The 24989-nt window shown below is 68.6% G+C and carries 16 protein-coding genes; 6 read left to right on the forward strand and 10 right to left on the reverse strand.

Features of this window, described 5'->3' with window-relative positions; all coding sequences use genetic code 11:
* Positions 1–11 precede the first annotated feature (11 nt).
* From LOK44_RS28575 to LOK44_RS28585, 3 genes are all read right to left on the reverse strand, one after another.
* Positions 12–9281, reverse strand: coding sequence for a type I polyketide synthase (locus tag LOK44_RS28575; protein WP_237573454.1), 9270 nt, complete (start codon positions 9279–9281; stop codon positions 12–14).
* A gap of 976 nt (positions 9282–10257) precedes the next feature.
* Entirely contained in the window at positions 10258–10419 is a 162-nt protein-coding gene (locus LOK44_RS28580) for a hypothetical protein (RefSeq protein ID WP_237573455.1), read from the reverse strand.
* A gap of 209 nt (positions 10420–10628) precedes the next feature.
* Positions 10629–11606, reverse strand: coding sequence for an NAD-dependent epimerase/dehydratase family protein (locus tag LOK44_RS28585; protein WP_372481330.1), 978 nt, complete (start codon positions 11604–11606; stop codon positions 10629–10631).
* A gap of 218 nt (positions 11607–11824) precedes the next feature.
* Here LOK44_RS28585 and LOK44_RS28590 point away from each other — a divergent pair, with 218 nt between their 5' ends.
* The 5 genes from LOK44_RS28590 to LOK44_RS28610 all read left to right on the forward strand — a co-directional run bounded on the left by LOK44_RS28590 (position 11825) and on the right by LOK44_RS28610 (position 17267).
* The gene (locus tag LOK44_RS28590) at positions 11825–12931 is read left to right on the forward strand and encodes an ABC transporter ATP-binding protein (protein ID WP_237573456.1); all 1107 of its coding nucleotides are present in this window, start codon (positions 11825–11827) and stop codon (positions 12929–12931) included.
* A 20-nt stretch (positions 12932–12951) separates the two neighbouring features.
* The gene (locus LOK44_RS28595; protein ID WP_237573457.1) at positions 12952–14145 is read left to right on the forward strand and encodes an ABC transporter substrate-binding protein; all 1194 of its coding nucleotides are present in this window, start codon (positions 12952–12954) and stop codon (positions 14143–14145) included.
* Entirely contained in the window at positions 14124–15005 is an 882-nt protein-coding gene (locus LOK44_RS28600; protein WP_237573458.1) for an ABC transporter permease, read from the forward strand. Before LOK44_RS28595 ends, LOK44_RS28600 begins: the two co-directional genes overlap by 22 nt.
* On the forward strand, positions 15005–15805 hold the full coding sequence (locus LOK44_RS28605) for an ABC transporter permease (protein ID WP_237573459.1): 801 nt from the start codon (positions 15005–15007) through the stop codon (positions 15803–15805). Before LOK44_RS28600 ends, LOK44_RS28605 begins: the two co-directional genes overlap by 1 nt.
* Before the next feature lie 202 nt (positions 15806–16007).
* Entirely contained in the window at positions 16008–17267 is a 1260-nt protein-coding gene (locus tag LOK44_RS28610; protein WP_237573460.1) for an MFS transporter, read from the forward strand.
* A 27-nt stretch (positions 17268–17294) separates the two neighbouring features.
* Here the strand turns inward: LOK44_RS28610 and LOK44_RS28615 are convergent, their stop codons facing one another.
* Positions 17295–17714: a ChaB family protein gene (locus tag LOK44_RS28615; protein WP_237573461.1), complete on the reverse strand. Its 420-nt coding sequence runs from the start codon at positions 17712–17714 to the stop codon at positions 17295–17297.
* Between the two features lie 83 nt (positions 17715–17797).
* On the reverse strand, positions 17798–19078 hold the full coding sequence (locus LOK44_RS28620; RefSeq protein ID WP_237573462.1) for a low temperature requirement protein A: 1281 nt from the start codon (positions 19076–19078) through the stop codon (positions 17798–17800).
* Between the two features lie 86 nt (positions 19079–19164).
* Between LOK44_RS28620 and LOK44_RS28625 the strand changes: the two genes are divergently transcribed.
* Positions 19165–19875 carry an IspD/TarI family cytidylyltransferase gene (locus tag LOK44_RS28625; protein WP_237573463.1) on the forward strand — a complete coding sequence of 237 codons (711 nt, stop codon included), beginning with the start codon at positions 19165–19167 and terminating at the stop codon, positions 19873–19875.
* Here the strand turns inward: LOK44_RS28625 and LOK44_RS28630 are convergent.
* The 5 genes from LOK44_RS28630 to LOK44_RS28650 form a co-directional block, all read right to left on the reverse strand.
* On the reverse strand, positions 19872–20549 hold the full coding sequence (locus tag LOK44_RS28630) for an IspD/TarI family cytidylyltransferase (protein WP_237573464.1): 678 nt from the start codon (positions 20547–20549) through the stop codon (positions 19872–19874). The genes LOK44_RS28625 and LOK44_RS28630 overlap by 4 nt on opposite strands.
* Before the next feature lie 42 nt (positions 20550–20591).
* Positions 20592–21227, reverse strand: coding sequence for an Rv1363c family protein (locus LOK44_RS28635; RefSeq protein WP_237573465.1), 636 nt, complete (start codon positions 21225–21227; stop codon positions 20592–20594).
* Complete coding sequence (locus tag LOK44_RS28640; protein WP_237573466.1) at positions 21224–22069, reverse strand: Rv1363c family protein; 846 nt, start codon at positions 22067–22069, stop codon at positions 21224–21226. The genes LOK44_RS28635 and LOK44_RS28640 overlap by 4 nt, the downstream gene beginning before the upstream one ends.
* Before the next feature lie 146 nt (positions 22070–22215).
* Positions 22216–23658 (reverse strand): FadD3 family acyl-CoA ligase, encoded by a 1443-nt coding sequence (locus LOK44_RS28645; RefSeq protein ID WP_308192820.1) that lies wholly within the window; start codon positions 23656–23658, stop codon positions 22216–22218.
* Between the two features lie 12 nt (positions 23659–23670).
* A complete protein-coding gene (locus tag LOK44_RS28650) occupies positions 23671–24861 on the reverse strand; it encodes an amidohydrolase family protein (RefSeq protein ID WP_237573467.1) in 1191 nt (396 codons plus the stop codon).
* Positions 24862–24989: the final 128 nt, after the last annotated feature.

The raw sequence follows: 24989 nt of genomic DNA on the forward strand, positions 1-24989 counted from the left end.
GCCCGACTCCGTCACCGCGCGTACCAGCCATCCGCGCCGAGTCGCGACGACGCGTCGAGGAGCATGTCGGCCTCCTGGCGCTTCTCCGGCTCGTCGTGGTGGAACCGGCGATCGGCCGGCTTCTCGTACAGCACGGGCCCACCGGCGATCGCCGACGCGAGCCTGCGCTGCCCGGCGAGCACGCGCTCACCGGCACGACGCTGGTAGTCCTCGCGCTGCTGCGGATCCAGTGCCGCCAGGAACGCCTGCGGGTGCACCAGCGCCACCAGACCCGACACGTGACCGAAGCCGAGGCTCGTCACGAGACCTGCCTTGAGCGGGAACTTCTCGCCAAGGTGCAGGGTCTCGCGCACCCACACGAAGTGCTGTGCGTGGTTCAGTTCGTCGTCGACGCAATCCAGGCTGCGGTTGGGCGGTATGACGCCGTCGCGCAGCATCTGGCACATCCCCATCATCTGGAACGCTGCCGCGCCGCCCTTGCTGTGGCCCGTCAGGCTCTTCTGGCTGACGATGAACAGCGGGTTGCCGGTCGACCGTCCCATCGAGGCCGCGAGCCGCTCGTGCAGCTCGGTCTCGTTGGGATCGTTGGCGAGCGTCGACGTGTCGTGCTTGGAGATCACGGCGATGTCGTCGGCACCGACGCCGAGCTTGGCCAGGGACTTGGCCAGCTGCGACTGCCTACCGCCGCGCCCTGCGCCGAGGGCGCCGAGGCCGGGAGCCGGAATCGACGTGTGCACGCCGTCGCCGAACGACGACGCGTACCCGACGACCGCCAGCACGGGCAGACCCATCTCGAGTGCCAGGTCACCGCGGGCCAGCAGGATCGTGCCGCCACCCTGGGACTCGACGAAGCCCAGCCTGCGCCGGTCATTGGCGCGGGAGAACTTCGAGTCGCTGATGCCCTTGGCGCGCATCGACTCGGTGTCGGCGGTCGCCGCCATGTCGCCGAAGCCCGTGATGGCCTCCAGCGTCAGGTCGTCGTACCCACCGGCGACCACGAACTCCGCCTTGCCGAGCTTGATCTTGTCGACGCCCTCCTCGACCGACACCGCGGCCGTGGCACATGCCGCCACCGGGTGAATCATCGAGCCGTAGCTGCCGATGTAGGACTGCACGACGTGACCAGCGAAGACGTTCGGGAGCACCTCTTGGAGGATGTCGTTCGGCTTGTTCTTGCCCAACAGGTTCCCGTGGTACATCGTCTGCATCGACGTCATGCCACCCATGCCGGTGCCCTGCGTGCTGGCGACCAGGCTGGGGTGCACCCAGCGCATCAGTTCGGTCGGGGTGAAGCCCGAGGCGAGGAACGCGTCCACGGTGGTGACCAGGTTCCAGAGCGCCAACCTGTCGATCGAGTTCGTCATGTCCGGCGTGACGCCGTAGACCGTCGGATCGAATCCGGTGGGGATCTGCGCGCCAACGGTGCGGGAGAGCTTCACCTTGCGCGGAACCCGGATCTCGGTGCCCGCCTTGCGGGTGACCTGCCAGTCGGACCCGTCCGCCACCGGCGCGATGACGGTGTGCTCCGGGTCGAACTGCACGAACGCCCTGGCGTCGGCCTCCGACGACACCACGAAGGTGAAGTCCTTGTCCAGGAACACCGAGACCAGCAGCGGCGCAGCGTGATCGGGATCGATCGCGCCGTCGTCCACCCATGACCGGATGCCGACCCGCTCGAGCACCGTGTCGTGGTAGCGCTCGACCAGTTCACCCTCGTCGACGAGGTCGCCGGAGGAGGTGTCGTACCAACCCGGCTTCGGGTCGTCCTCCCACTTGACCAGACCGGTAGTCCACGCGAGTTCGAGCACGCCGGCGGCCGACAGTTCACCGGACACTTCGGCCTCGAAGCGGGTGCGCGACGAGCCGTACGGCCCGAGTTCCGCACCACCGACGATGACCACCAGGTCGGCCGGGTCGACGTCGAGGTCGTCCCATGCCGGCGGCGGCGCCGCGGTGTATCCGCGCGGCGGCGACGGCAGGGCGCGAATGGTGCGTCCATCCACCTCGTCGGCGTCGGGCTTGGATTCGGCCAGCATCTCCTCGCGCGCCTTGGCGGCGAGTTCGGCCATGTCGATCTCGACGTCGCCGAGTCCGCCGGTCAGATCGGCGTGCAGCGGCGCGCGGGCTGCGGCCACCTTGGACTCGATGTCGCACAGTGCGAGCAGCATCGAGGCCATCTCCGCGGTGGAGTAGGTGGTGACCCCGGCCTCTTCGACGGCACCGACGATGGCGTCGTTGTGTCCCATCAGGCCCGTGCCCTTGGTCCAGCCGATCAGGGCGTGGGCCAGCGACACGCGCTGCGACCACGAGGTCTCGGCCTTCCACCGCGTGACCACGGCGTCGAGCGCCGACTTGGCCTCGCCGTAGGCGCCGTCGCCACCGAACATGCCGCGGTTCGGCGAGCCGGGCAGAACCACGTGCAGACGCGACGCGATGTCGCGTTCTGCGCCGATGTGCGACAGCCCGCCGATGAGCCGCTGCACGGCCCACAGGAGCACCTTCATCTCCATCTCGGAGCGCGAGCCCGCCTCGGACATGTCACCGGCCACCCGAGGTGCGGCGAACGGGAACAGCAGCGTGGGCGTCAGGGCGTCCTTGAGGTGAATCGACTGCGGTCCAAGGTTTTCCGACTGCTCGTTGCCGACCCAGTCCACCAGGGCGTCGATGTCGGCGTAGGAGGCCATATTGGCCGGAACCACCCACAGCGTCGCGTCGAACCGGGCGTTGTCGCGGTAGAGGGCCTTGTAGAACCCGAGCCGATCGTCGTCGAGCTTGCTCGTCGTGGCGATGACGGTCGCGCCGCCGTCGAGCAGCTGAGCGACCACCGATGCCGCGATCGAACCCTTCGACGCGCCGGTCACCACGGCGATCTCGTTGGCGTAGCGACCGCTGGCGGGGTTCTCCGCGCCGGCCGCGGCGCGACCGTAGAGCGACGCGTGCACGTTGCGGCCGGCAGCCAGGGCCTTGCCCTGCCACCAGTTCGCCTGCGTCGCAACGACGTGCCCGGCACCCTCGAAGCGCTCGGAGAGCCGCTTCCAGTCGCCGTCGATCTCGTCCTCCTCGGCCAGCCACAACCGGGCGAGGTCCTCGCGGGCGCTGGCCCACCGGTCGTCGAACAGCACCGCCTTGCGGCCGTCGAACGTCGGCGCCACCAGGCGGGGCCAGTCGGACCCGAGTTCGGCGGTCACCAGGTCGACGAGTTCGGCGTCGTTGACCGATTCGCCGACGCTCACCGGCGCATCGTGGCCGAGCTGGTTCAGGATCATCCGGGCCGCTGAGGCGAGCACACCGTCGCGTCCGGTCACCGTCTCGGCGAACTCGGTGAGCGCGGCGGAATCCACCACGCCTCCCCCGGCACCGCCGGCCGACGGCAGCGACACCGCGATGCCGCGTCGCGCCGCGACCGCACCGACCGCCGCGTCGACGACCTTGTCGAACGCTGCCGCGTCGGGCAGCGCTCCGTCGTGCAGACCGCCGAGGCTGCCGCCGCGGACGCTGCTGCCCTCACGGGTTCCCAGCGCCACTTCGGCCGTGACGTGCTTGGCCCAGCCCGCGCCGAGTTCCCATGCCTTGGTGACGCGTTCGGCGATCGCCGCCGGGCGCTTGCCGGACGGGCCGAGCACCGTGCGCAGCTGGTCGTTGATGGCATCGGAGAGCACAGGACCGAACGGCTTGTACGTACGCGCCAGCTTGGTCACCTGCCCCTTGAGGCCGGCCAGATCCGCTTCGCCCGCACCGTCGATGGCACCGAGGTTCAGCTCGGAGCCGAGGTCGACCAGCAGCTGGTTGCGGCGTGACGACGCACCGTCGGTGATCGACTCGATGGAGTCGAGCGCCTCGATCTGATCGACGCGCATCTTCGCCGACAGCGCGATGAGCGCCATGGTGGCGTCGGCGGCGTCGAACGTGATGTCCTCGGGGCGTGGGCCACCCGACGGCGCCGCGGCAGGTGCCGGGGCCGTGGGAACCGCCTCGACCGTCGCGGCCTCGGCAGCCGGAGCGGCCGCCGCAGGTGCGTCGTCGGCCTCGGGCTCCGGGTCGGTGTCGGTCGCGAACAGCACCGCGGCGTCGCGCTCGGAGTTGAGCACCTCCGTGGTGTTGTGCGAGTACTCCGGCAGCTTCAGGGTGTTGGTCGCCAGACCCGCCACCGTCGGCGCGGACTTCACGCCGATCTCGACGAAGCGCTCGATGCCGAGACCGCCTGCGGCCTCCTCGATGAAGAGCAGGTCCTGGGTCTCGATCCAGCGCACCGGGCTGGCGAACTGCCATGCGAGCAGTTCGATGACGACCTTGCGGCACAGCTCGCGCGGCCGCTCGTTGAGCCAGGTGTCGTAGTCGGCGAGGATCTCGTCGAGCGGCTCGGCAGGCACCAGGTCCCGGATCTCCTGGATGAAGTCACGGTCCAGCGTGAACGGCCGCGGCACCAGGTTCGGGATGTAGCGACCGATGAGCAGCGCCGGGTCGGCGTCGCGCGGCATGACCCGCTCCAGCGAGCGCCGGAAGTCGGCGACGCCGACCCGCAGCACGGAGCTGTGGAACGGCACGTCGATGCCGGGCACGAGGATGAACGACCGCTTGCCGCCGCTGATCTCGCGACGCTTCTCGACCTCTTCCTCGAGGACCTCGAGACCACGCACGGTGCCGGCGATGGCGTACTGCGAGCCGCGCAGGTTGAAGTTCACGATCTGCAGGTATTCGCCCGTGCGCTCGGCGATCTCGGCGACGAAGTCGGTGACGTCGTCGTCGTCGAGGTCGATCTGCGACGGACGGATCGCCGCCAGCCGGTAGTTCGACCGGCCGTGCTCGTCACGCGGAACGATGTCGTGCATCTTGCTGCCGCGGTGGAACACCACTTCCAGCAGCGCTTCGAGTTCGTACACTCCCGACACGCAGGCCAGCGCGGTGTACTCGCCGACCGAGTGACCACAGGCGATGGCGTCCTCGACGAACGCACCCTGCTCGCGCATCTCGGCGACCTGCGCCGCCGCGACGGTCGCCATCGCGACCTGGGTGAACTGCGTGAGGTACAGGACGCCCTCGGGGTGCTGGTAGTGCACGCCGCTGGCGATCAGGCTGGTCGGGTTGTCCCGCACCACGTGCAGCACGGAGAAGCCGAGCGTGTCGCGCGTGAACCTGTCGGCCGTGTCCCACACCTTGCGGGCGGCCTTGGACCGGGCACGGACCTCCATGCCCATGCCCTTGTGCTGAATGCCCTGGCCCGGGAAGGCGTAGACGGTCTTGGGTGCCGCGAGCTGCGCGGTCGCCGCCATCACCAGTTCGTTGTCGACCTTCGCGGTGACCTCGATGATCTCGGCGCCACGGTCGATGCCGACGCGGTCGACGCGGAAGTCGATCTCGTCGCCGGGCAGGACCATGCCGAGGAAGCGCGACGTCCAGCCGACCAGCCGCGCGGGCGGAGTGGCCCGCCCGTCGGTGGCGGTGACCACGTGCTGCGCTGCGGCCGAGAGCCACATGCCGTGCACGATGGGCGTCTTCAGCCCGGCGAGCAGTGCGGCGGCCCGGTCGGTGTGGATCGGGTTGTGGTCACCCGACACCACGGCGAACGCACTCATGTCGGTGGGTGCGGTGACCGTGACGTCGCGACGGCGACGCCTCGGGGTGTCGGTGGCGTTGTCGGTGATCGCGCCACCGGCACGCACCGGATCGGTCAGCTCGGCAGCGCCGCTGCGGCCACGGATGGCGAAGCGCTCCTCGAGTTCGGCCAGCACGGTGCCCGAGGCGTCGGCGATGGTGACCGACACGGGGACGACGCGGCCGACCTCGGTGTCGACGGCAGCCGAAGCCGTTGCGGTGACGGTCAGTTCGGCCTTCGACTGAGGCATCGGCGCGAGCAGGTGCGCAGCGTGGTCGAGGTGAACCAGGCTGAGCAGGCCCTCGACGACCGGGAAGCCGGTCTCGGTGACGGCCGAGCCGATGACCGAGAAGACTGCGGGCCAGCAACGGCCGACCAGGGCGTCGGGCACCAGCGTCAGGCCGGGCGCCAGTGGAGCCCCGAACGTGGCCGTGACACCGGTGTGGTCGGCGACCTCCTCGGGATCCCAGGACACGGTGACGGTGGTGCTGTCGTCGTGGACCGGCGGAAGTGCTTCGGGGCCTTCGACGTTGGCCGCGATCGCCAGCACGGCGCGCATTGCCGCGGAGGCGTCCTCGGTGGTGACCACCGGCATGCCGCCGTCGACCGTGGTCGCGGGCAGCGTGAACCGGATGGTGATCCAGATGTCGGACAGCGGGACGCTCAGCGTGACCTGATCGCCGGTCAGCTCCAGGCGTGAGCCGGTGGACGGGTGTGTCGCAGTGCTCGAATCCCCGGTCGCTTCGCTCCTGCCCTCCGGAACCCGATTCTCATGGACTTGCCACTCGTTCGGCGAGCCGATCCGGTGCACCGGGTTGATCGCGGTGCGACCGGCCCACAGCACGTCGGGTGAATCGAGGACGACGGCCAGCGGTCCGGTGACGTCGGCGCGTGCCTGGCGGCGCGACACCACGGCGACGGGCTGGGCGCCTGCGGCGAGCACCTCGTCGATCGATGCCTTCTCGAAGCGGTCGAGCAGGTCGCCGACGGGCTCGTCGACGCGGGTGATGCCCTCGACGGCCTGGGTGCCGGGGATGATGCACACCTGGTCGGCCGTGTAGCGGGCGTCGTGCGCCTGCCACAGCGAGTCGCTGCGCCACCAGCGGCGGACGTCCTTGTCGATGACGGGCACGAAGTTGACCGGCTTGCCGAGCGTCTTGCACAGCGTGATGAAGAACGGGACGTCGGCGGGGTGCAGCTTGACCGTCTCGGCGTCGGGGTACCGCTCGAGCAGTGCGGCCAGCGCGCGCTCCGGGTCCTCCAGCAGCGCCTCCCCGGTCTCGTCGACGGTGTAGATCGACTCGATCGGTCCCGAATCCTGCGGGTGCAGACGGGCTTCGGCGCGCTTGAGCATCTCCTCGAAGCGGTCGCGCCAGCTGACGTCGAGCCACGGCGAGCCGTCCTTGCGGGTGTCGGCGGTGCTCGATCCGTCGCCGATGGCGAGTTCGACGTAGCGCTGCAGCCACTGCAGGTAGGTCATGTCGTCGACGTCGCCGAAGTACGGCTTGGCCGTGACGGCCATCGCGGCGATGATCTCGTCGCGACGCTCGGCGACCGCGTCGGCGTCCCCGGCGACGTCGTCGAGCAGGCGGCCGCAGCGGGACGCGGCGTTGTCGATCTCGTGGATGTCGGCACCGAGCTGGCTGCGCCCGGATGCCATGCCGCCCTGCGCCTTACCAGCGCCGACCCACGTGGGGGTACCGGTGGTGTCGACGAGCAGCTGCTTGACGGCCGGCGAGGTGGTCGCCTCGAGCGCAGCCATCGCCGCGGTGCCGACGAGGATGCCGTCGACCGGCATCAGCGGGAAGCCGTACTGCGTGGCCCAACGGCCCGACAGGTACTCGGCGGCCCGTTCCGGGGTGCCGATGCCGCCGCCGACGCAGATCGTGATGTTGGCCGACTTGCGCAGGTCACCGTAGGTAGAGACCAGGAGGTCGTCGAGGTCTTCCCAGGAGTGGTGGCCACCGGCGCGGCCGCCCTCGATGTGCACGATGACGTCGCGCTCGGGCACCTCGGCGGCGATCTTGATGACCGACTTGATCTGGTCGACGGTGCCGGGCTTGAAGCAGACGTGCGTGATGCCGATGCCGTTGAGTTCCTCGATGAGGGCGACGGCCTCGTCCAGTTCGGGGATGCCCGCGGTGACGACGACGCCGTCGATGGGAGCGCCGGACTGACGTGCCTTCTGCACCAGGCGCTTTCCGCCCAGCTGCAGCTTCCACAGGTACGGGTCGAGGAACAGCGAGTTGAACTGCACGGCGCGGCCCGGCTCGAGGAGCTGGGTCAGTTCCTCGATGCGCGCGTCGAAGATGGGTTCGGTGACCTGGCCACCGCCGGCCAGCTCGGCCCAGTGGCCGGCGTTGGCGGCCGCCGCGACGATCTTCGCGTCGACGGTGGTGGGCGTCATGCCCGCGAGGAGGATCGGCGACCGGCCGGTCAGGCGGGTGAACTTCGTCGACAGCTTCACCTTGCCGTCGGGCAGGGTGATCGCCGACGGCGCGTAGCTCGACCACGCGGGGCCGATCTCCGGGGCGGCACCGACGGTGAACAGGCTGCGCTGTCCGGCGCGGGTGGCCGCAGGAACGATGCCGACGCCCAGTCCGCGGATCACGGGGGCGGTCAGGCGGGTGAGGGTGTCACTGGGGCCGAGGTCGACGATCCACTTGGCACCGGCGTCGTGGAGCCGCTCGACCTCTGCGACCCAGTCGATCGGCTTGACGAAGATCGCCTCGGTCATGGCGTGGGCGAGGTCGGCGTCGATGCCGGTCCTGGCGGCCCAGCCGTCGACCACGGACACACCGTCGGCCAGGCGCGGCGTGTGGAAGCCCACCTCGACCTGGACGCCGTGGAACACGGGGCTGAACACGGCGCCGCCGCGCAGCTTCGCCTTGCGCTCGGCCTCTTCCTTCTCGGTGATCTTGGAGCAGTACAGCTCGAAGCGTGCGAGCTGCTCGGGCGTGCCCGTGATGACCACCGAACGGCGGCCGTTGCGGATCGACAGCACCGGCGGCAGCACGGTGCGAACGTCGGTGGAGAAGTCCTCGAGCAGTTCGGCGATGCGGTCGGGATCGGCGTTGGTGACCGACACCATCGGCGACTTGTCGCCTCGCCCGACCATGCCGCGACGACGCGAGACCAGCGAGCCCGCCGCACCGATCAGCTGCAGCAGGGCGAGCAGCTCGGCGTCGCGTGCGCCGCCGGCCTTGAGCGACTCGACGGCGACGATGCCCTGGGAGTGTCCGGCCATCGCCACGGGCGGCGTGCCCTGCAGATCGAGGCCCTGGCGCTCCACGGCGCGCATGGCGGCCATCTGGGCCAACAGGATGCCGGGTCCGGAGATCGCCGCGGTGGTGAGCTGCTTGGCGGTCGGCAGCGTCTCGTCGGCGGCCAGCGCACGCACCCACTGGATGGGCTCGAAGCCGACCGGCCGGACCACGACGAGTTCACGGGCGACGGGCTCGAGGAGGAGCGCGGCCTCGCCGACGACCTCGCTGAGTTCGGACTCGATGCCGGCCGAGCTGATCAGTTCCTCGAGGTTCTCCAGCCAGTTGCCGCCCTGGCCGCCGAACGCGACTGCATAGGGTTCACCGGCGTTGAGCTGATCGACCAGCGCGTGCGCAGTGTGGGTGGAGGTCGATCCGACCGCTCCGCGCCCCGTCGAAACCCTGTCGTGTTCGTTGATCGTCACGTGTTGCCATCTCCTCGTGCGCTGCTCGCGCGTATTGCTCGTCGTCGGCGTTCGTCTGGGGTGTCGGCCCCCGCTACCTTGCGGGGGATGATTCGGCGTCGAATCTCCGACTACATCTGGGCCACTGCCGCATCGACCGTCTGGCGTTCTGGGACGCGGTACCGGCTCCCTCGGATGGGAGCCTGGCGTGTGTGTGAGCCCTTGTAAGAGTGTCATAAGAGCTGACCGGTGCTACGGGCCCAGAATGGTTACTGGCGAGTTCTACGCTCGAGTAACCACGTGTTGGATAACACGTCTTCCGAACGGCCCGCCGACGTTCCGGGACAAACGTCCTGCATGCGTGTGGTTACGGTCGAGTAGCTATAACGGCGCAGATCAAGGCAGTATTGTTACCAAATCGTTATCTAAGATTTTCGGACGCCCAGAAGCGCCACAGCGCCACGGCGAAGCCCGACAACTTCCTCCGATGTGTCTAGTCGACGTCGCAATCCGCGCCGCGATGTTTGCTGAGCGGACTTACTGATCAGTAAGTTTTTCGGCTTGGTTGCCCGGATCCGACTTCGATGACGCGGTCCGTGTCCCCCGGCACCGCGCTCGTCGATCCGACCGGTGCGCGTCCACGGTTGGGTGCGCCATCTCCGCGGCGAACCCCCGTCGCGCTGCCGGCGGTGCGCCCCGGGCCGTCCCGAAAAGCCGAGTCGGTCTTCGCCGGGTCGACGCCGACCCCCTGCACTGGCGGCCGATCACGGACTCCGAGGTCCTGAGCTGGGGCGCCACCCGCCCTTCGTCCTGCCGTCCGGTGGGACGTCGTCGACCGAGGCCCGAACGGACGACCCACTGAGCCCGCTCGCGGGAACGTTCGACTCCGAACCCCGTCTACGAGCCCGATCCCGGCGCCCTACCCGCCCAGCCAGCCGGTAACGAACTGCACGAGGCGCTGGTCGTCCGACACGATCGTCCGCCCGCTCTCCACAGGTCACGGGCCATCCGCCGGGCGGATCGGCGTGCCGAGCCAGGGCCTCGTCCGGGGGTCCGGCGCGTACCGGTGTGCGCCGGTCGCACCCGATCCCGCGTCGGCGGCCGTGATCACGCCGCCAGCCTGGTCGAGCCGGATCTCCATGGTGGCGGACGCAATCACAGGCGGAACCGCGGACGTCAGCGCTGCGATCGAGGCGCCGCCGGCGAGTGCGGCAGCGGGTGGTTCCGCACGTCACGCCGCGAGGTCGACGCGACTCCCAGGACACGACCCGAACACCAACTTCCCCGTCAGTGCCACTGGCCACACCGGCGTCGACACCGCCGCCGGCACCAGAGCCCCGGCCGATTCGGGCCGCACGGCGCTGTCGGTCAGCGAGCCTCGTTCTGGAAGAAGCGGGCAGCGGCGGCGATCGACTCCTCGACCGGTCGAGGCGTCCAACCCAGTTCTCGCTCGGCTTTGCGGTGATCGAGGGGTGACATCAGTTCGGCCATGCGGATGCCCACCGCAGCGAACTCGAGGTCGCGCTGCAGCACCGAGGCGGCCAGATCGTTGATTCGGGCGGCCGCGTACAGCAACGGCAGCGGTAGGCCGATGCGCGGTGCACGGCGTCCCACCGCCTCCGCGGCGATGGCATGCACGTCGCGCGAACTCAGGTAGCGGTCGGAGACGATGTACCGCTCACCGACGCGGCCGTGCTCGGCGGCCAGCAGCATGGCGCGCGCGGCGTCCTCGATGCCGACCACCTCCGCGGAGAATCCGAGATAGAAGGGGAAGCGTCCGGCGGCCACCTGCGCGATCAGCCCGCCGTGCGGGGTCGGCTGCCAGTCCCCTGGGCCGTACGTCGTGGAGATGCACAGGGCGACTGCCGGCAGTCCGGCCTCGCGGGCGTAGCGCAGCACCAAGTTCTCCGCGTCCACCCTGGCCTCGATGTACGGACCGCCGTCGTCCCAATCGTGCGGGTCGTCCTCGGTGACCGGCCGCGTGGTGCTGACCGCCAGGGTGCCGGTGGTGCTGGTGTAGACGAACTTGCGCAGATCCGCGGCGACGGCCGCATCGAGCACGTGCCGCAAACCCTCGACGTTGGTGCGGAACAGCGGCGCCGGGTCGCGCAGCCACATGCGCGCGTCGACGATGCAGTGGTAGACCACGTCACAACCCGACATCGCGTCCGCCAACGCCGCGTCGTCGAAGACGTCGCCGTACCTGCGTTCGACGTCGAGGTCGTCGATTCCCCTCGTGGAACTGGTCTTTCGCAGCATGACGCGGACGTCCTCGCCGTTGGCGACCAGTTGACGGGTCACGTGCGAGCCGAGGAACCCGCTCGCGCCGAGGACCAGCTTCTTCACGTCGCACAGCTTAGGCTGTGCAACCGCTCAACTTTCGCCGAACGTAGGTTACCGACACGGTCATCACGGGTTTGGCGTGGCGGTAACCGACGTTCGCGGGCAAGGCGCGGCTGTGCGATCGCCGTGAGCGCGACGACGGAACCCGTCGCATTCGACACGACACGGCACGCGATCCGTGATGACGCTGCAATGTGGCGGAGGAATTCATAAGATCAGCCATGCCTTCCGGACGGGTCGACGCGGCGCCCGGCACCACGGCCACGACCGCGGCCGCGGCGAACGAACCCCGGATCGAACTCGACGGCGTGCGCAAGGTGTTCCGCGACCGCGGCAGCGCCCGGGGTGCCGACGTGGTTGCCGTCGAAGGCGCCGATCTGACGGTCTACGACGGTGAACTCTTCGCCATCCTCGGCCCGTCTGGCTCGGGCAAGACGACGGTGCTGCGGATGATCGCCGGATTCGAGGAGCCCACGGCCGGCACCATCCGCCTCGGCGGGGAGGACGTGACGTCGCTGCCCGCCCAGCGCCGCGACGTCAACACGGTGTTCCAGGAGTACGCGCTGTTTCCGCACATGACGGTCGGCCAGAACGTCGAGTACGGGCTCAAGGTCCGCGGCGTCGCACGGTCCGACCGCCGCAAGCGCACGGCCGATGCGCTCGACATGGTGCGACTCACCGACGTCGCCGCGCGGCGCCCTGCGCAGCTCTCCGGCGGGCAGCGTCAGCGCGTCGCACTCGCCCGCGCACTGGTCGGCAGGCCACGCGTCCTGCTCCTCGACGAACCGCTCGGAGCGCTTGACCTCAAGCTGCGCGAGCAGATGCAGGTGGAACTCAAGGCGATTCAGCGCGAGGTCGGCATCACGTTCGTCATCGTCACCCACGACCAGGACGAGGCACTGACGCTCTGCGACCGCCTGGCCGTGTTCAACGACGGCCGCATCGAGCAGGTGGGTCCGTCGCGCGACGTCTACGAACGGCCGGCGAACCGCTTCGTGGCCGACTTCGTCGGGACGTCCAACGTCTTCGACGGGGAGGCCGCCCGGGTGATCGTCGGCAGGCCGGGCGTCTTCGCCGTACGGCCGGAGAAGGTGTCCGTCCTCCGCACCGGCGACATCAGCGCACCGGGGACCCGCACCGTCGACGCGACGGTGGCCGAGGTCATCTACTCGGGCGCCACCACCCGGGTGACCGCGGTCGCGGCGCCCGGCGTCACCCTCACCGCGACGATGCTCAACGCCGCGACGACGTTTCCCGACGACCTCGACCATGGCGCCCCCATCACGTTCGCGTGGGACGACGACGCCGTTCACGATCTGTCCAATTGACCGACCCCTCAGGAGTGCACATGAGAACCCACTCGATCCGACTCGGTCTGGCGCTGACCGCGTGCGCCGCACTGGTCGCAAGCTGTTCGGGCTCCGACGGCGGCGGCGCAGGCGGCGGTGAGAAGCCGCCGCAGATGGAGGCGCTCGGCGCGCTCGGCGAAGGTGAGGGCGAACTCAACCTCGTCACGTGGGCCGGCTACGCGGAGAACGGGTCGAACGATCCGGAGGTCGACTGGGTCACGCCGTTCGAGCAGCAGTCCGGCTGCAAGGTGAACGTCAAGATCGGCAACACCTCCGACGAGATGGTCCAGTTGATGAGAAGCGGTCAGTACGACGGGGTTTCGGCGTCGGGTGACGCCACTCTTCGGCTGATCTACGCCGGTGACGTAGCGCCGGTCAACACGTCGCTGGTCCCGAACTACGAGACCATCTCCCCGTTCCTCAAGGACAAGCCCTGGAACTCGATCGACGACCAGATGTACGGCATCCCGCACGGCTGGGGTGCCAACCTCCTGATGTACAACGTCGACGTCGTGCGGGACGCGCCCAACTCCTGGGGTGCCGTGTTCACCGACTCGGGCAAGTACAAGGGCAAGGTGACCGCCTACGACTCCCCCATCTACATCGCCGACGCCGCGCTGTACCTGTCGAAGACCAAGCCGGAGTTGGGCATCGAGGACCCGTACTCGCTGAACACCGAGCAACTCGATGCGGCCGTGGAACTGCTTCGCGCGCAACGGGAGAACGTCGGTGAGTATTGGTCGGACTACACCAAGGAGGTGCAGGCCTTCGAGTCCGGCACGTCGGTGATCGGCACGACGTGGCAGGTGATCGCCAACACGATCGGCGCGGGCAACAAGGTGCAGGTCAACACCGTGCTGCCCAAGGAGGGCGCGACCGGCTGGTCGGATACCTGGATGGTGTCGTCGAAGGCCGCGCACCCGAACTGCATGTACGAGTGGATGAATTGGATCACCTCGCCCGAGATCAACGCCCAGGCAGCCGAGTACTTCGGCGAGGCCCCGGGCCAGACCAAGGCCTGTGAGTTCACCACCCAACGCGACTACTGCGACATCTATCACGCGACCGACGCCGACTTCGCCGCGCAGATCCACTACTGGACCACCCCGCAGAAGCAGTGCGTCGACGGCAGCGGCGATGACTGCACGGCCTACGACGAGTGGGTCAGCAGATGGCAGCAGATCAAGGGGTGACGTCGGTTTCACCCGAGGCGGCGACCCGCTCACCCGGTCTGGGTAGGCAGCTGCGTCTCGCCCTCCTCCTGGTGCCGCCCCTGGCCTGGCTGGGCGTCGCGTACCTCGGTTCCCTTGCGGTGCTGATGGTCTCGGCCTTCTGGACCACCAACTCGTTCACCGGTGCCGTCGTCCACACCGTCACCGGCGACAACCTGACCAGAGTGCTGACCGACGAACTGTTCCGCGCCGTCACCATCAGGACGGTGGGCGTGGCACTGCTCGTCACCGTGCTCTGTGCGGTGCTGGCGGTACCGCTTGCGCTGTTCATGGCCAAGGTGGCGTCGCCGCGGATGCGGCTGGCGCTCGTCGTGGCGGTGACGACCCCGTTGTGGGCGAGTTACCTGGTCAAGGCCTACGCCTGGCGCGTGATGCTGTCACCCGAAGGACCGCTGCAGTGGGCCACCGGGCATTCCCCGGGTTACGGGTTGATCGCCACGACCGTCACGCTGACCTACCTGTGGCTGCCGTACATGGTCATCCCGGTGTTCGCAGCGTTCGACCGGGTGCCGAACTCACTGGTCGACGCCAGTGCCGACCTCGGGGCGTCCGACTTCTCGACGTTGCGCATGGTGATGGCGCCGCTGGTGTTCCCGGGCATCGCAGCCGGATCCATCTTCACGTTCTCGCTGTCGTTGGGCGACTACATCGCGGTGACCATCGTTGGTGGCAAGAGCCAACTGCTCGGCAACGTCATCTACGGCCAGCTGGTGACCGCGAACAATCAGCCATTGGCCGCCGCGCTGTCGGTGATTCCGCTGGTCGCGATCATCGCGTACCTGCTGGCCATGCGGCGCACGGGTGCATTGGAGAACGTCTGATGCTGTCCCGCTCCGCCCGTGGTGGTCTGCGCGCCTGGACCGTGATGGTCCTCGCATTCCTCTATGCACCATTGCTTCTGGTCGTCGTCAACGCCTTCAACTCCTCTCGTTCGTTCGCGTTCCCGCCGAGCGGCTTCACACTCGAGTGGTGGCGCGATGCCGCGAACAGCAGGGGCATGTGGACGTCGCTGGCGAACTCCGCAGTCGTCGGCGTCGGCGCCACGGTCATCGCACTGATCCTGGGCACCATGGCCGCGTTCGCCGTGCAGCGGTTCGACTTCTTCGGACGCAACACCATCAGCTTCCTGGTAGTGCTGCCGATCACGCTGCCCGGCATCGTCACCGGCATCGCGCTCAACGCGACGTTCACGTCCGCCCTGGGGCTCACCCTCGGACTCGCGACGGTGATCGTCGGGCACGCGACGTTCTGCATCGTCATCGTGTTCAACAACACCCAGGCCCGGTTGCGCCGTCTCGGAACGCATCTCGAGGACGCGTCGGCCGATCTGGGCGCGTCGACGTGGCAGACGTTCCGCTACGTCACCTTCCCGATGATGCGGGGATCACTGGTCGCGGGAGCGATCCTGGCGTTCGCCCTGAGCTTCGACGAGATCGTCGTCACCACGTTCACCGCTGGACCGTCGGTCCAGACCCTGCCGATCTGGATATTCGGCAATCTGTTCCGTCCCAACCAGGCCCCGGTCATCAACGTCGTCGCCGCGGCACTGACCGTCGTCGCGATCGTCCCGGTGTGGCTGGCCCAGCGCTTCGGCGGTGACCCCGCGGGCACCCGCATCTGACGACCCACGATTGCCGATTAGCTCACACGTCGACGCCGCCTGCAACGATGCCGACGGTCACTGTGGCCATCGGCGCAAGGCTCTGACCAGATGGATTGCTGACCCTCCCTTGACCGACCGCCGAATCCAGCGAACCGCCCGGTGTCACCGATCGCCGCGATCGATTCGCTCTCGGAGCCACCGGTACGGGACGATCGACCGAGTGCGCGCCTGGGTCATCTGGTCGACGGGTCTTCTTGCCTACATCGTCGCGGTTCTGGACCGCACGACGCTGGGCGTATCCGGGCTGGAAGCCGCAGACCGCTTCGCCGCGGGGCCCAGCGTCCTGTCGACCTTCGTGGTGCTGCAGGTCGTGGTCTACGCCTGCGCGCAGGTGCCAGCGGGGATCCTGCTCGACCGGTACGGGTCCAGAGTGCTCATCGTCGCCGGCGCGGCTCTCATGGCAACCGGCCAGATCACGCTGGCACTCACGTCGTCGCTACCCCTGGCGATCGGTGCCCGCGCCGTCGTCGGCCTCGGCGACGCCGTCACGTTCATCTCGGTGCTCCGACTCGTGCCGCACTGGTTCCCGACCAAGCAGGTCCCACTGCTGACCCAGCTGACCGGCATCTGCGGGCAACTCGGGCAGGTGCTGTCGGCACTCCCGTTCCTGGCGTTGCTGACTGGAGCGGGATGGGCGACCGCCTACGCCTCGGTGACGGCACTGGGCGTCCTGGCGATGGTGCTGGCGTTCGCGTTGATCAAGGACACCCCGCACGGCCGCGTGATCGAGAAGGAAGCCCTGACGGTCCGAGCGACCCTGTCGAGCGTGAAGACGGTCTGGCTGCGGCCCGGGACACGCCTTGGGTTCTTCACTCACATGGGGACCCAATTCTCGGTCACGGTCTTCGCGTTGATGTGGGGTGTGCCATACCTGACCGTCGCGCAGGGTCTGTCGACCGCGATGGCGGGAGCGCTTCTGACGATCTCCGTCTTGACGGCCATCTCGGCAGGCATCGTCATCGGCATCATCACCGGCCGCCTACCCCACCGCCGGTCCCGGATGGTCCTGCTGATCATCGCCAGCAACGCGATCATCTGGACCGTCGTGCTGGCGCTCCCCTCGCGGGCGCCGCTGTGGCTGCTCGTCGTGCTGGTCGTGGTCATCTCGGTCGGCGGGCCGGGATCGATGGTCGGCTTCGACTTCGCCCGCACCTTCAACCCCAGTTCCACGCTCGGCACCGCTCAGGGCATGGTCAACATGGGCGGCTTCCTCGCCGCGCTGATGGTCATGCAGGCGATGGGCGCGATCCTCGACGCCTCCGGTGGCTACTCGTTCGACTCGTTCCACGTCGCGTGGACCGTCCAGTACGCCGTGTGGACGATCGCGGTGGTCGGCATCCTCATCACCCGGCGCAAGGCGCGCCGGCTGATGAAGGCCGAGCAGGAACGGTCGCTGCTGGAGACGTTCGAGCCGCGGTGACTTAGCGGTTCTTCGCTCCGGCTCGATTCAGCGCTTCGCGGCCGACTCCCGACGGTTGGCCTTCTTGATCGCGGTGACGAGTTCGTCCTTCGTCATCTTCGACCGGCCATCGACGTCGAGCCGCCGCGCGACGTCCATCAGGTGCTTCTTGCTGGCATTCGCGTCGACGCCCTCGGCGGTCTCGCCCTTGGCGTTCGGACCGCCGCTGCGCGCGCGTTGATCCGACGGGCCCTTCTCGTCCTTGGCCTCCCAGTGGTCGCCGACCTTCTCGAAGCTGTGCTTGACGGCGCTGAACGCCACCCGGTGTGCCCGCTCCCCCTCGCCGTACTCTTCGGCGGCGGAATCGTGCGCCTTGGCGAACGTCCGCTGCGCCTTCTCTGGCGACTTCTTCAACGTGCTGGGCAATTCGCTCTTCTTCGCCTGCCCGCTCTTGGTCGTCTTCGGCATGTCGTACTCCCGTCTGACTCACCGCGGACGCGTGAGTGCGCCGCTGCGTCAGGCGTACCCACGAGGTGGCGGCCAAACACGATCTACGACGGAGTCGGCTCACCGCTCGTCGTGGCGGGCGGCGCGGCGGCCTCGCGACGATGCCCGAGCACCTCGGAGCCGATCACGCCGACCGCGGGTGCGAGCGTCACGATGAGCAGGCACGCCGTCATCGGGACGCCGGCCATCGCAGACACCACCGCGGCCGCCAGTATGGCGACGATGAGCAGGCTGAGCACGACGTGCCACTTGTCGAACGAACGCACCAACAGCGCGTACAGGCCGAACACCAGCAGCACGAAGATCCCGACCGGCAACGCGACCGACAGCACCGTCCCGGTCGACCCGAGTTCAGAGTGATCCTCGACGTAGTACGCCGCGGTGTGCAGCCCCGCGCCCGTGGCGACGATCGCGCCGAACAAGGCGATGTGCAGATAGCCGAAGAGGAACGACCGCTCTCGATGTGCGTGCAGGACGTCGGCCGACGGCATCGCGAAGTAGATCCACCACATCGTGAAGGTCAGCGCAGTGCCCGCCACCGCGAGCAGGATGGCGTCCGGCGTCCACCCGTGCTCGCCGACGACGGCGGTCAGCGACGCCACCGTGCCGACCACGCCCTCGCCGAGGGCGATGATCGCCAGCAGTCCGTATCGCTCGGCGATGTGGTGCGCGTGCCATGGCGTGCCACCCTTGCGGGTCTCGGCCAGCCAGGGCCCGGACATCTCCGCCAGCGCCAGGATCGCGAACATCGCCAGGCCGAGGGTCACGCCGACGGGCAGGAAGATCGACCCGATCCAGCCAACCTGCACGATGGTGATGACCGTGGCGTAGGTGAGGCTGGCGGCCCGCCGCGCAGGATCCTGTCTGGCTGCGCGCAACCACTGCGTCACCATCGCGACCCGCATCACCACGTAACCGGCGACCAGCAGCTCATTGGAGAGGTGCCCGCCATGCTCGATCGACGCGAAGAACGGCGGGATGCCGAGTGCCAGGACGAGCACGCCGACCATCTGCACCATTGTCAGGACGCGGTACACCCAGTCGTCGGTGTCGTAGGCCGAGGCGAACCAGGTGAAGTTGATCCACGCCCAGCAGACGGCGAACGTCGAGAAGAGGAACCCGATCAGTCCGACGCCGACGTGACCGGCGGCCAGCGCGTGCGCCAGCTCGGACGCGGCGATGCCGAACGCGATGACGAAGGTCAGGTCGAACAGCAGCTCCAGCGGCGTCGCAGTCCGGTGGTCCTCGTGCGGGTCCCGCCCGGCCATCGGCCGGATTCGGTGGGCACGCGCCGCGCGGGGCACCTGCGGCTGCGGATCGCTCATCGACCTGCTCCCTTCGACCTGCTCTCTGACCGGCGGAACCGTACCGGGTCGGAGTCCGCGCCGCTACATCCGTCTACCGTGAGCGGATGCGTTCGACCACCGGGCCCGCCGCCGTGGGCGTCGTGCTGGCGGCGGGCATGGGGACCCGCGTCGGCGCCGACGGCAACAAGGCATACCTCCCGTTGGCCGGCCGCAGCATGGTGTCGTGGTCGGTGAACGCCGTCGCGACCGCACCGGGAGTGGACCGGGTGTTGCTGGTGTACCGCCGCGGCGAACGCGACACCGCCGAGCGCATGCTTGCCGCCGAAGTCGATTCGGGCGCAATCGAACTGGTCGAGGGCGGGGATACCCGGCACGGGTCCGAGTGGAACGTGCTGAATCACCTCGCCGCCGACATCGAGTCCGGGGACGTCGACGTGGTGCTCATTCACGACGCCGCGCGCCCGCTGGCAGGCCCCGATCTGATGGCGGCGGCACTGGCCACGGCGCGCCGGTTCGGCGGCGCGATCCCCGGCCTGCCCGCCGGCGACGTGTTCCGCGACGACGGCGATCGGGTGAGTCGGGTGCCCGGCGCCCTGGTGCGAGTGCAGACCCCTCAGGCGTTCCACGCCCGGCCATTGCTCGCGGCGTACCGGGCGGCGGCGGCCGAGGGCTTCGACGGGACCGACACGTCGGCGTGCATACAGCGGTTCACCGACGTGGACGTGCACGTGTTCCCCGGTGCGGCAACGAACTTCAAGGTGACGTTCCCCCACGACGTCGCCGTGGCCGCACACCTGCTTGGCAGCGACGTCTAACCCGAACGAGCGGCCAGGACGGCGTCGAGCAGTGCGGCGTCGGCCGGAAGGTCCGCGGTGATCGCGTCGCCGTCGCCGGTCACGGTTTCGATGGGCGTACCCGACGTCAGCGCGGAGGTGAACTCGTCGTCGTCCTCGTTCAACAGCGATGCGAGCGTCGCCGCGCGGTATCCGCGGGGATGCTGGACCGTGCGCAGTGCCTGACGGTCGATGGTGTCGACCACCGCGCCGGTCTCGTCGACCTGCTTCACAGTGTCGGTCATCTGCAGCACCGGCGCCACGACGGCATGGCCCTCGGCGAGCGCCCCGAGTACCCGGTCGGTCACCGCTGCGGACGCGAGTGGGCACCGATGGTCGTGTACCAGCAGCGCCGCGTCCGGCCCGGGGTCGAGATGCTCGAGCCCGCGTCGCAGGCACTGCACGCGCGTGGCATCGCCTGCGATTATCGCGATCTCGGCCAGGCCCGCGTCGGCCGTGGCCGCGGCGATGTCGTCGATTAGTTCCGGCTGGGCCACGACGACGATCCGCCGCGCTGGGACGCGGCCATCGCCGAGCAGGGCTCGGAGCACGCGCAGCAGCGCCGGTTCTCCGGCGACGACGCAGAACAGCGCGGCGCGCTCGACGGTCGCGTCCACGGGCACGATCGCGCAGGGCTCAGTCGCCGTCGGGTTCATCGGCCAGCACGCTATCGGATCGCCGTCGGTCGGCCGCGAGACCTAGACGGGGTCGAACGCGTTGATGAGCCACTTTCCGTCGACCTTGGTCATGCCCACCTTGACGCTGCTCGCGGTGAACGAGCCCGCGGGGTTCTCCTTGCTGGTCGTCGTCTGGTTGATGAAGACCAGGACGACGGCGGAGTCCGGCCGGATCTCGGAGACCGCGGAACGGACCACGTCCGCCGAGGTCTTGACGTCCTTCTGCTTCGCCGCGGGCGTGACGATGTCGGTGGTGAATTGCGTGTAGTAGGTGAGGAATTCGCCGGTGAGGTGCGTCTTGGCCGTGGCGAAGTCCTGATCCAGCGACTCCGGCGAGTACGACAGCAGCGCGACGGTGCCCTCGGACGCCGCGTCCATGGCCGAGGCGGCCACTGTGCTACTCGTCTGGTCGTCGGGGCGGTACTGCTCGAAGTAGACCCAGGCCGCGAACGCGGCCGAAGTGAGCAGCAGGACCGCCAGCACCGCGGGGATGACGACGCCGCGGAGACCACCGGCGCGCGTCGACCCGCGCGTCGAGCTGGCGGCGGCGGGCGGCGCCTCGGCGGTGGTGTCGTCGAGTTCGACTGCTGCCGGCTCGGTCTCTTCGACGCCGGTCGCCGTGTCGCCGGTGACGCTCTCGCGTGTCTCGTCGGTCATGGCACGAATTCCACCTTTGCCAGCTTGATCTGGCCCGCATCGCGGGCCACGTCGACGCTGAGCCGCCACGACCTGGGCTGCTGCTCCTGGCTGGCGGCGTTGGAGACGTTCGTAGTGACCGCCACCAGCACGGTGGCCGTGTCCTGGGTCATCGATGCCACTGCGACCGAGTTCACGGTCGCCTCGGTGATGACCTTCGATTCCTGGGCGACCTGGGTGAAGATCTCCGCCTGACCCTCGAAGTCCTTGCGGAAGTCGCCGGTGGTGTTGTCGATGATGCGTTGCACGTCTTCCTCGGCGCGGGTGAAGTCGAGCGACATGAGGGTCACGACGCCCTGGCGTGCGGCGGCCGCGAACTCGGCGGACCGCTCCTGCTGCGCCACGACCCGCTGATGATGCAGCGTCATGTAGACACCCGCTGCCACGAATCCAACGGTGAGCACGACCGCGAGCGCGGCGGCGGCCAACGCCAGTGACGGGCGTGGCAACCGGAGCCTGCGTTGCCGGGAGGCAGCGGCGGGTTCGTGGGTGGTCGCGGGTTCGTCGGTGACGATGGGTTCATCGGACTCGTCGATCTCGGCGGCCTCGGTGGGTTCGGCGGCCGGAACCGGTTCCACGGTGGTCGGTGCGGATGCAGCAGCGGCGGCGGCTTCCCTGCGCAGTCGCATCGCGCGGGCACGGGCTCGGGCGGCGGCCGCGAGCGCCTCGGCTTCAGCGGCCTCGGCTTCGGCTTCTTCGGCCAGGGCCAGCACGTCGTCCGACGACGTCGGTGCGGCCGCGTCCTGCGGGTCGTCCCCGTCGCCGCCGCCGAGCGCCGCCGAGGTTCGCTTGGGGGGCGACATGCGACCTCCTGTCTTCTTCGTCAGGGCTGCACCAAATGAGAATGGCGTTTTCTTTTTCCGCTAGCGCCCCGACCCTACCGGACGCCTCTGCGCGTCGGTCGCGCCCACTCGCCTGCGGAAACGCTGTTTCCGGTTCGTGCACACGCTCAGCGCAGCAGGTCCTTGACGACCTTGCCCGTTGCGTTCGTGGGTAACTCGTCGAGGAACTGTACAGACCGCGGCACCTTGAATCCGGCCATTCGGTCGCGACTCCACCCGACCACGTCTTCAGCCGTCAACGGCGGCGCGTCGTCCCGCAGCACCACGAAGGCCTTGCCGACCTGGCCGAGGCGCTCGTCGGGCACGCCGATCACCGCTGCCTGGGCGATGGCCGGATGCTCGAGCAGGAAGCCCTCGATCTCGGCGGGATAGGCGTTGAAGCCGCCGACGATGAACATGTCCTTCTTGCGGCCGACGATGCGCAGGCGACCGGAATCGGTGAACCCGCCCAGGTCGCCGGTGTGCAGCCAGCCGTCGGCGTCGATCGCCTCGGCGGTGGCCGCCGGATCGTCGAGATACCCCTGCATCACGCTGTACCCGCGGACCAGCACCTCGCCGTCGTCGGCCACGCGGACCTCGACACCGTCGCAGGGCGTACCGACCGTGGTGGCGATGTCCTCGAACGTGTCGCCGGGCCGCGACAGCGTCGCCGTGCCGCACTCCGTCAGCCCGTAGCCGGTGGCCAGGGTCTGGAAGGGCAGTTCGGTGTGCACGCGCCTGATCAATTCGACCGGGATGTCGGACGCGCCCGTGACGCCGGCGCGCAAGGTGGCCAGCCTGGACTTGTCGGCCACCCCGAGCAGCGCGTGATACAGCGTCGGAGGGCCGGGCAGCATCGTGATGCGCTCGGCCTCGACGAGGTCGACCACGGCGTCGACGTCGAAGACCGGTACGGGCAGGATCGTGGCGCCGCGGATGAGCGACGCGATGCACCCCGCCTTGTAGCCGAAGGTGTGGAAGAACGGGTTGACCGCGAGATAGCGATCGCCCTCGCGCAGGTCGGCGAGGTCGCACCATTCGGCGTACAGGCGCAGAGTCTGAGCGTGATTCATCATCACGCCCTTTGGCCTGCCGGTGGTACCGGAGGTGTAGATGACGTCGGCGACGTCCGCGCCGTCGACCCGACGCTCCAACGGTGAACCGCTGGCGAGGAAGTCGGACTTGAGATCGATGGTCGGAACGTCGAGGGCGACGTCGTAGTCCTGGCCGAGGAAGCCCGGCTGCACCAGGACGGCCTTGGCGCCGCTGCGCGACACCACGTCGGCGGCTTCGGAGGCCTTGAACCTGGTGTTCACGGGAACCAGGACGGCCCCTGCGGTCACGATGCCGAACGCGGCGACGATCCACTCGGCGGAGTTGGGGGCCCAGATCGCGACCCTGTCGCCCTTTGCGACGCCCAGCTCGCCGAACGCACCCGCGGCGTTGCGGATGCGCTCGGCGAGCTGGACGAAGGTCAGGCGCAGCGAACCGTCGACGACTGCCTCAGCGTCACCGAACCGGTCGGCTGAACTGAGGACCATCTCGGGGATGGTCTGCCAGCGGCTGCTCACGAAGCGTGAACGTCAAGCAGTGATCAGGCGGGACAGGTTGCCGCCCATGATCTTTGCCTGATCGTCGACCGAGAGGTGGTCGAGTGCAGTCACATAGTGGGTCGGCTCGGCGAGGCCCTCCGGGTGCGGCCAGTCGGAGCCGTAGAGCACCTGGTCGACGCCGATCAGGTTGATCAGGTCGTCGATGCCCTCCTCGTAGAACGGGCTGACGTAGATGCGGTTCTTGATCTCTTCCATCGGGTTGCCCAGGAAGGCTTCTGGCGCCTTCTTGTAGACCTCGGACATCGAGTCCAGCAGGGGGAACATCCACTTCGACCCGGCCTCGACGATGCCGACCTTGAGCGTGGGGAACCGGAACAGCGCACCGTGGATCACCCACGAGGCGACGGCGTCCTGGATGGGCCGCCACTCGTTGAGGATCGACATGGCGTTGGTCTGGAAGGGCAGCATCTCCTGGGCGCCGCCGTCCCACTCCGAGGTGTAGCGGGAGTAGCCGCTATCACTGGAGTGCATGCCGACGAAGACGTCGTACTCCACGCACTTCTGCCAGAACGGGTCGAACTCGGGCAGCGCGAAGGACCGCGGTCCGCGGAAGCCCGGCACCGGGGCGGGCCGGATGAGGATGGCGCGGGCACCGCGCTTGACCGCCCACTCCAGCTCCTCGATCGCCTTCTCGACGATGGGCAGCGTGATGACCGGCGTGGTGTAGATGCGGTTCTTGTAGTTGAAGCCCCAGACCTCGTGCAGCCACTCGTTGAGCGCGTGCACGATGACGTGGATGGCAACCGGATCGTCGGCCAACCGCTCCTCGATGAGGCTCGCCAGCGTGGGGAACATCAGCGAGCGGTCGAGGCCGAGTTCGTCCATCTTCTCCAGCCGCGGCGCGGGCTCGAAGAACGCGGGGATCGCCTTCATCGGCTCGCCGAACAGTTCGCGCTTGCTCTTGCCGTCCGGGTTGCCGAACTTGAAGTACTCCTCCCAGGCGCCTGGCTTGGCGACCACCGAGAAGGTGGGGTTCGGGATGTAGTTGCTGATCTGCCCGCGCAGCGCGATCTTGGTGCGACCGTTGATCTCGACGTACTGGACGACGTCCTTGTACTCCTTCGGCAGGAACTTGGTCAGCGCCTCCGGCGGCTCGTAGAGGTGATTGTCCGCATCGAACAGCGGAAACGGAATGTCGACCCTGTGCGACAGTTGCCCCATTGGAAAACTCCTTATCGTCTCGCGAGAATCCTATTCTCATCTTAGGCCTGTGGCAATCCTCTGGAGAAGTCGGGTAACGACGTTCCGCAGGACTCACGCCGAGGTTCGGGGCGCCAGCGGCGTGCTCG

Origin of the sequence: Mycolicibacterium lacusdiani (genome assembly GCF_021916785.1) — a bacterium.
In the GTDB taxonomy this organism is placed as follows: domain Bacteria; phylum Actinomycetota; class Actinomycetes; order Mycobacteriales; family Mycobacteriaceae; genus Mycobacterium; species Mycobacterium lacusdiani.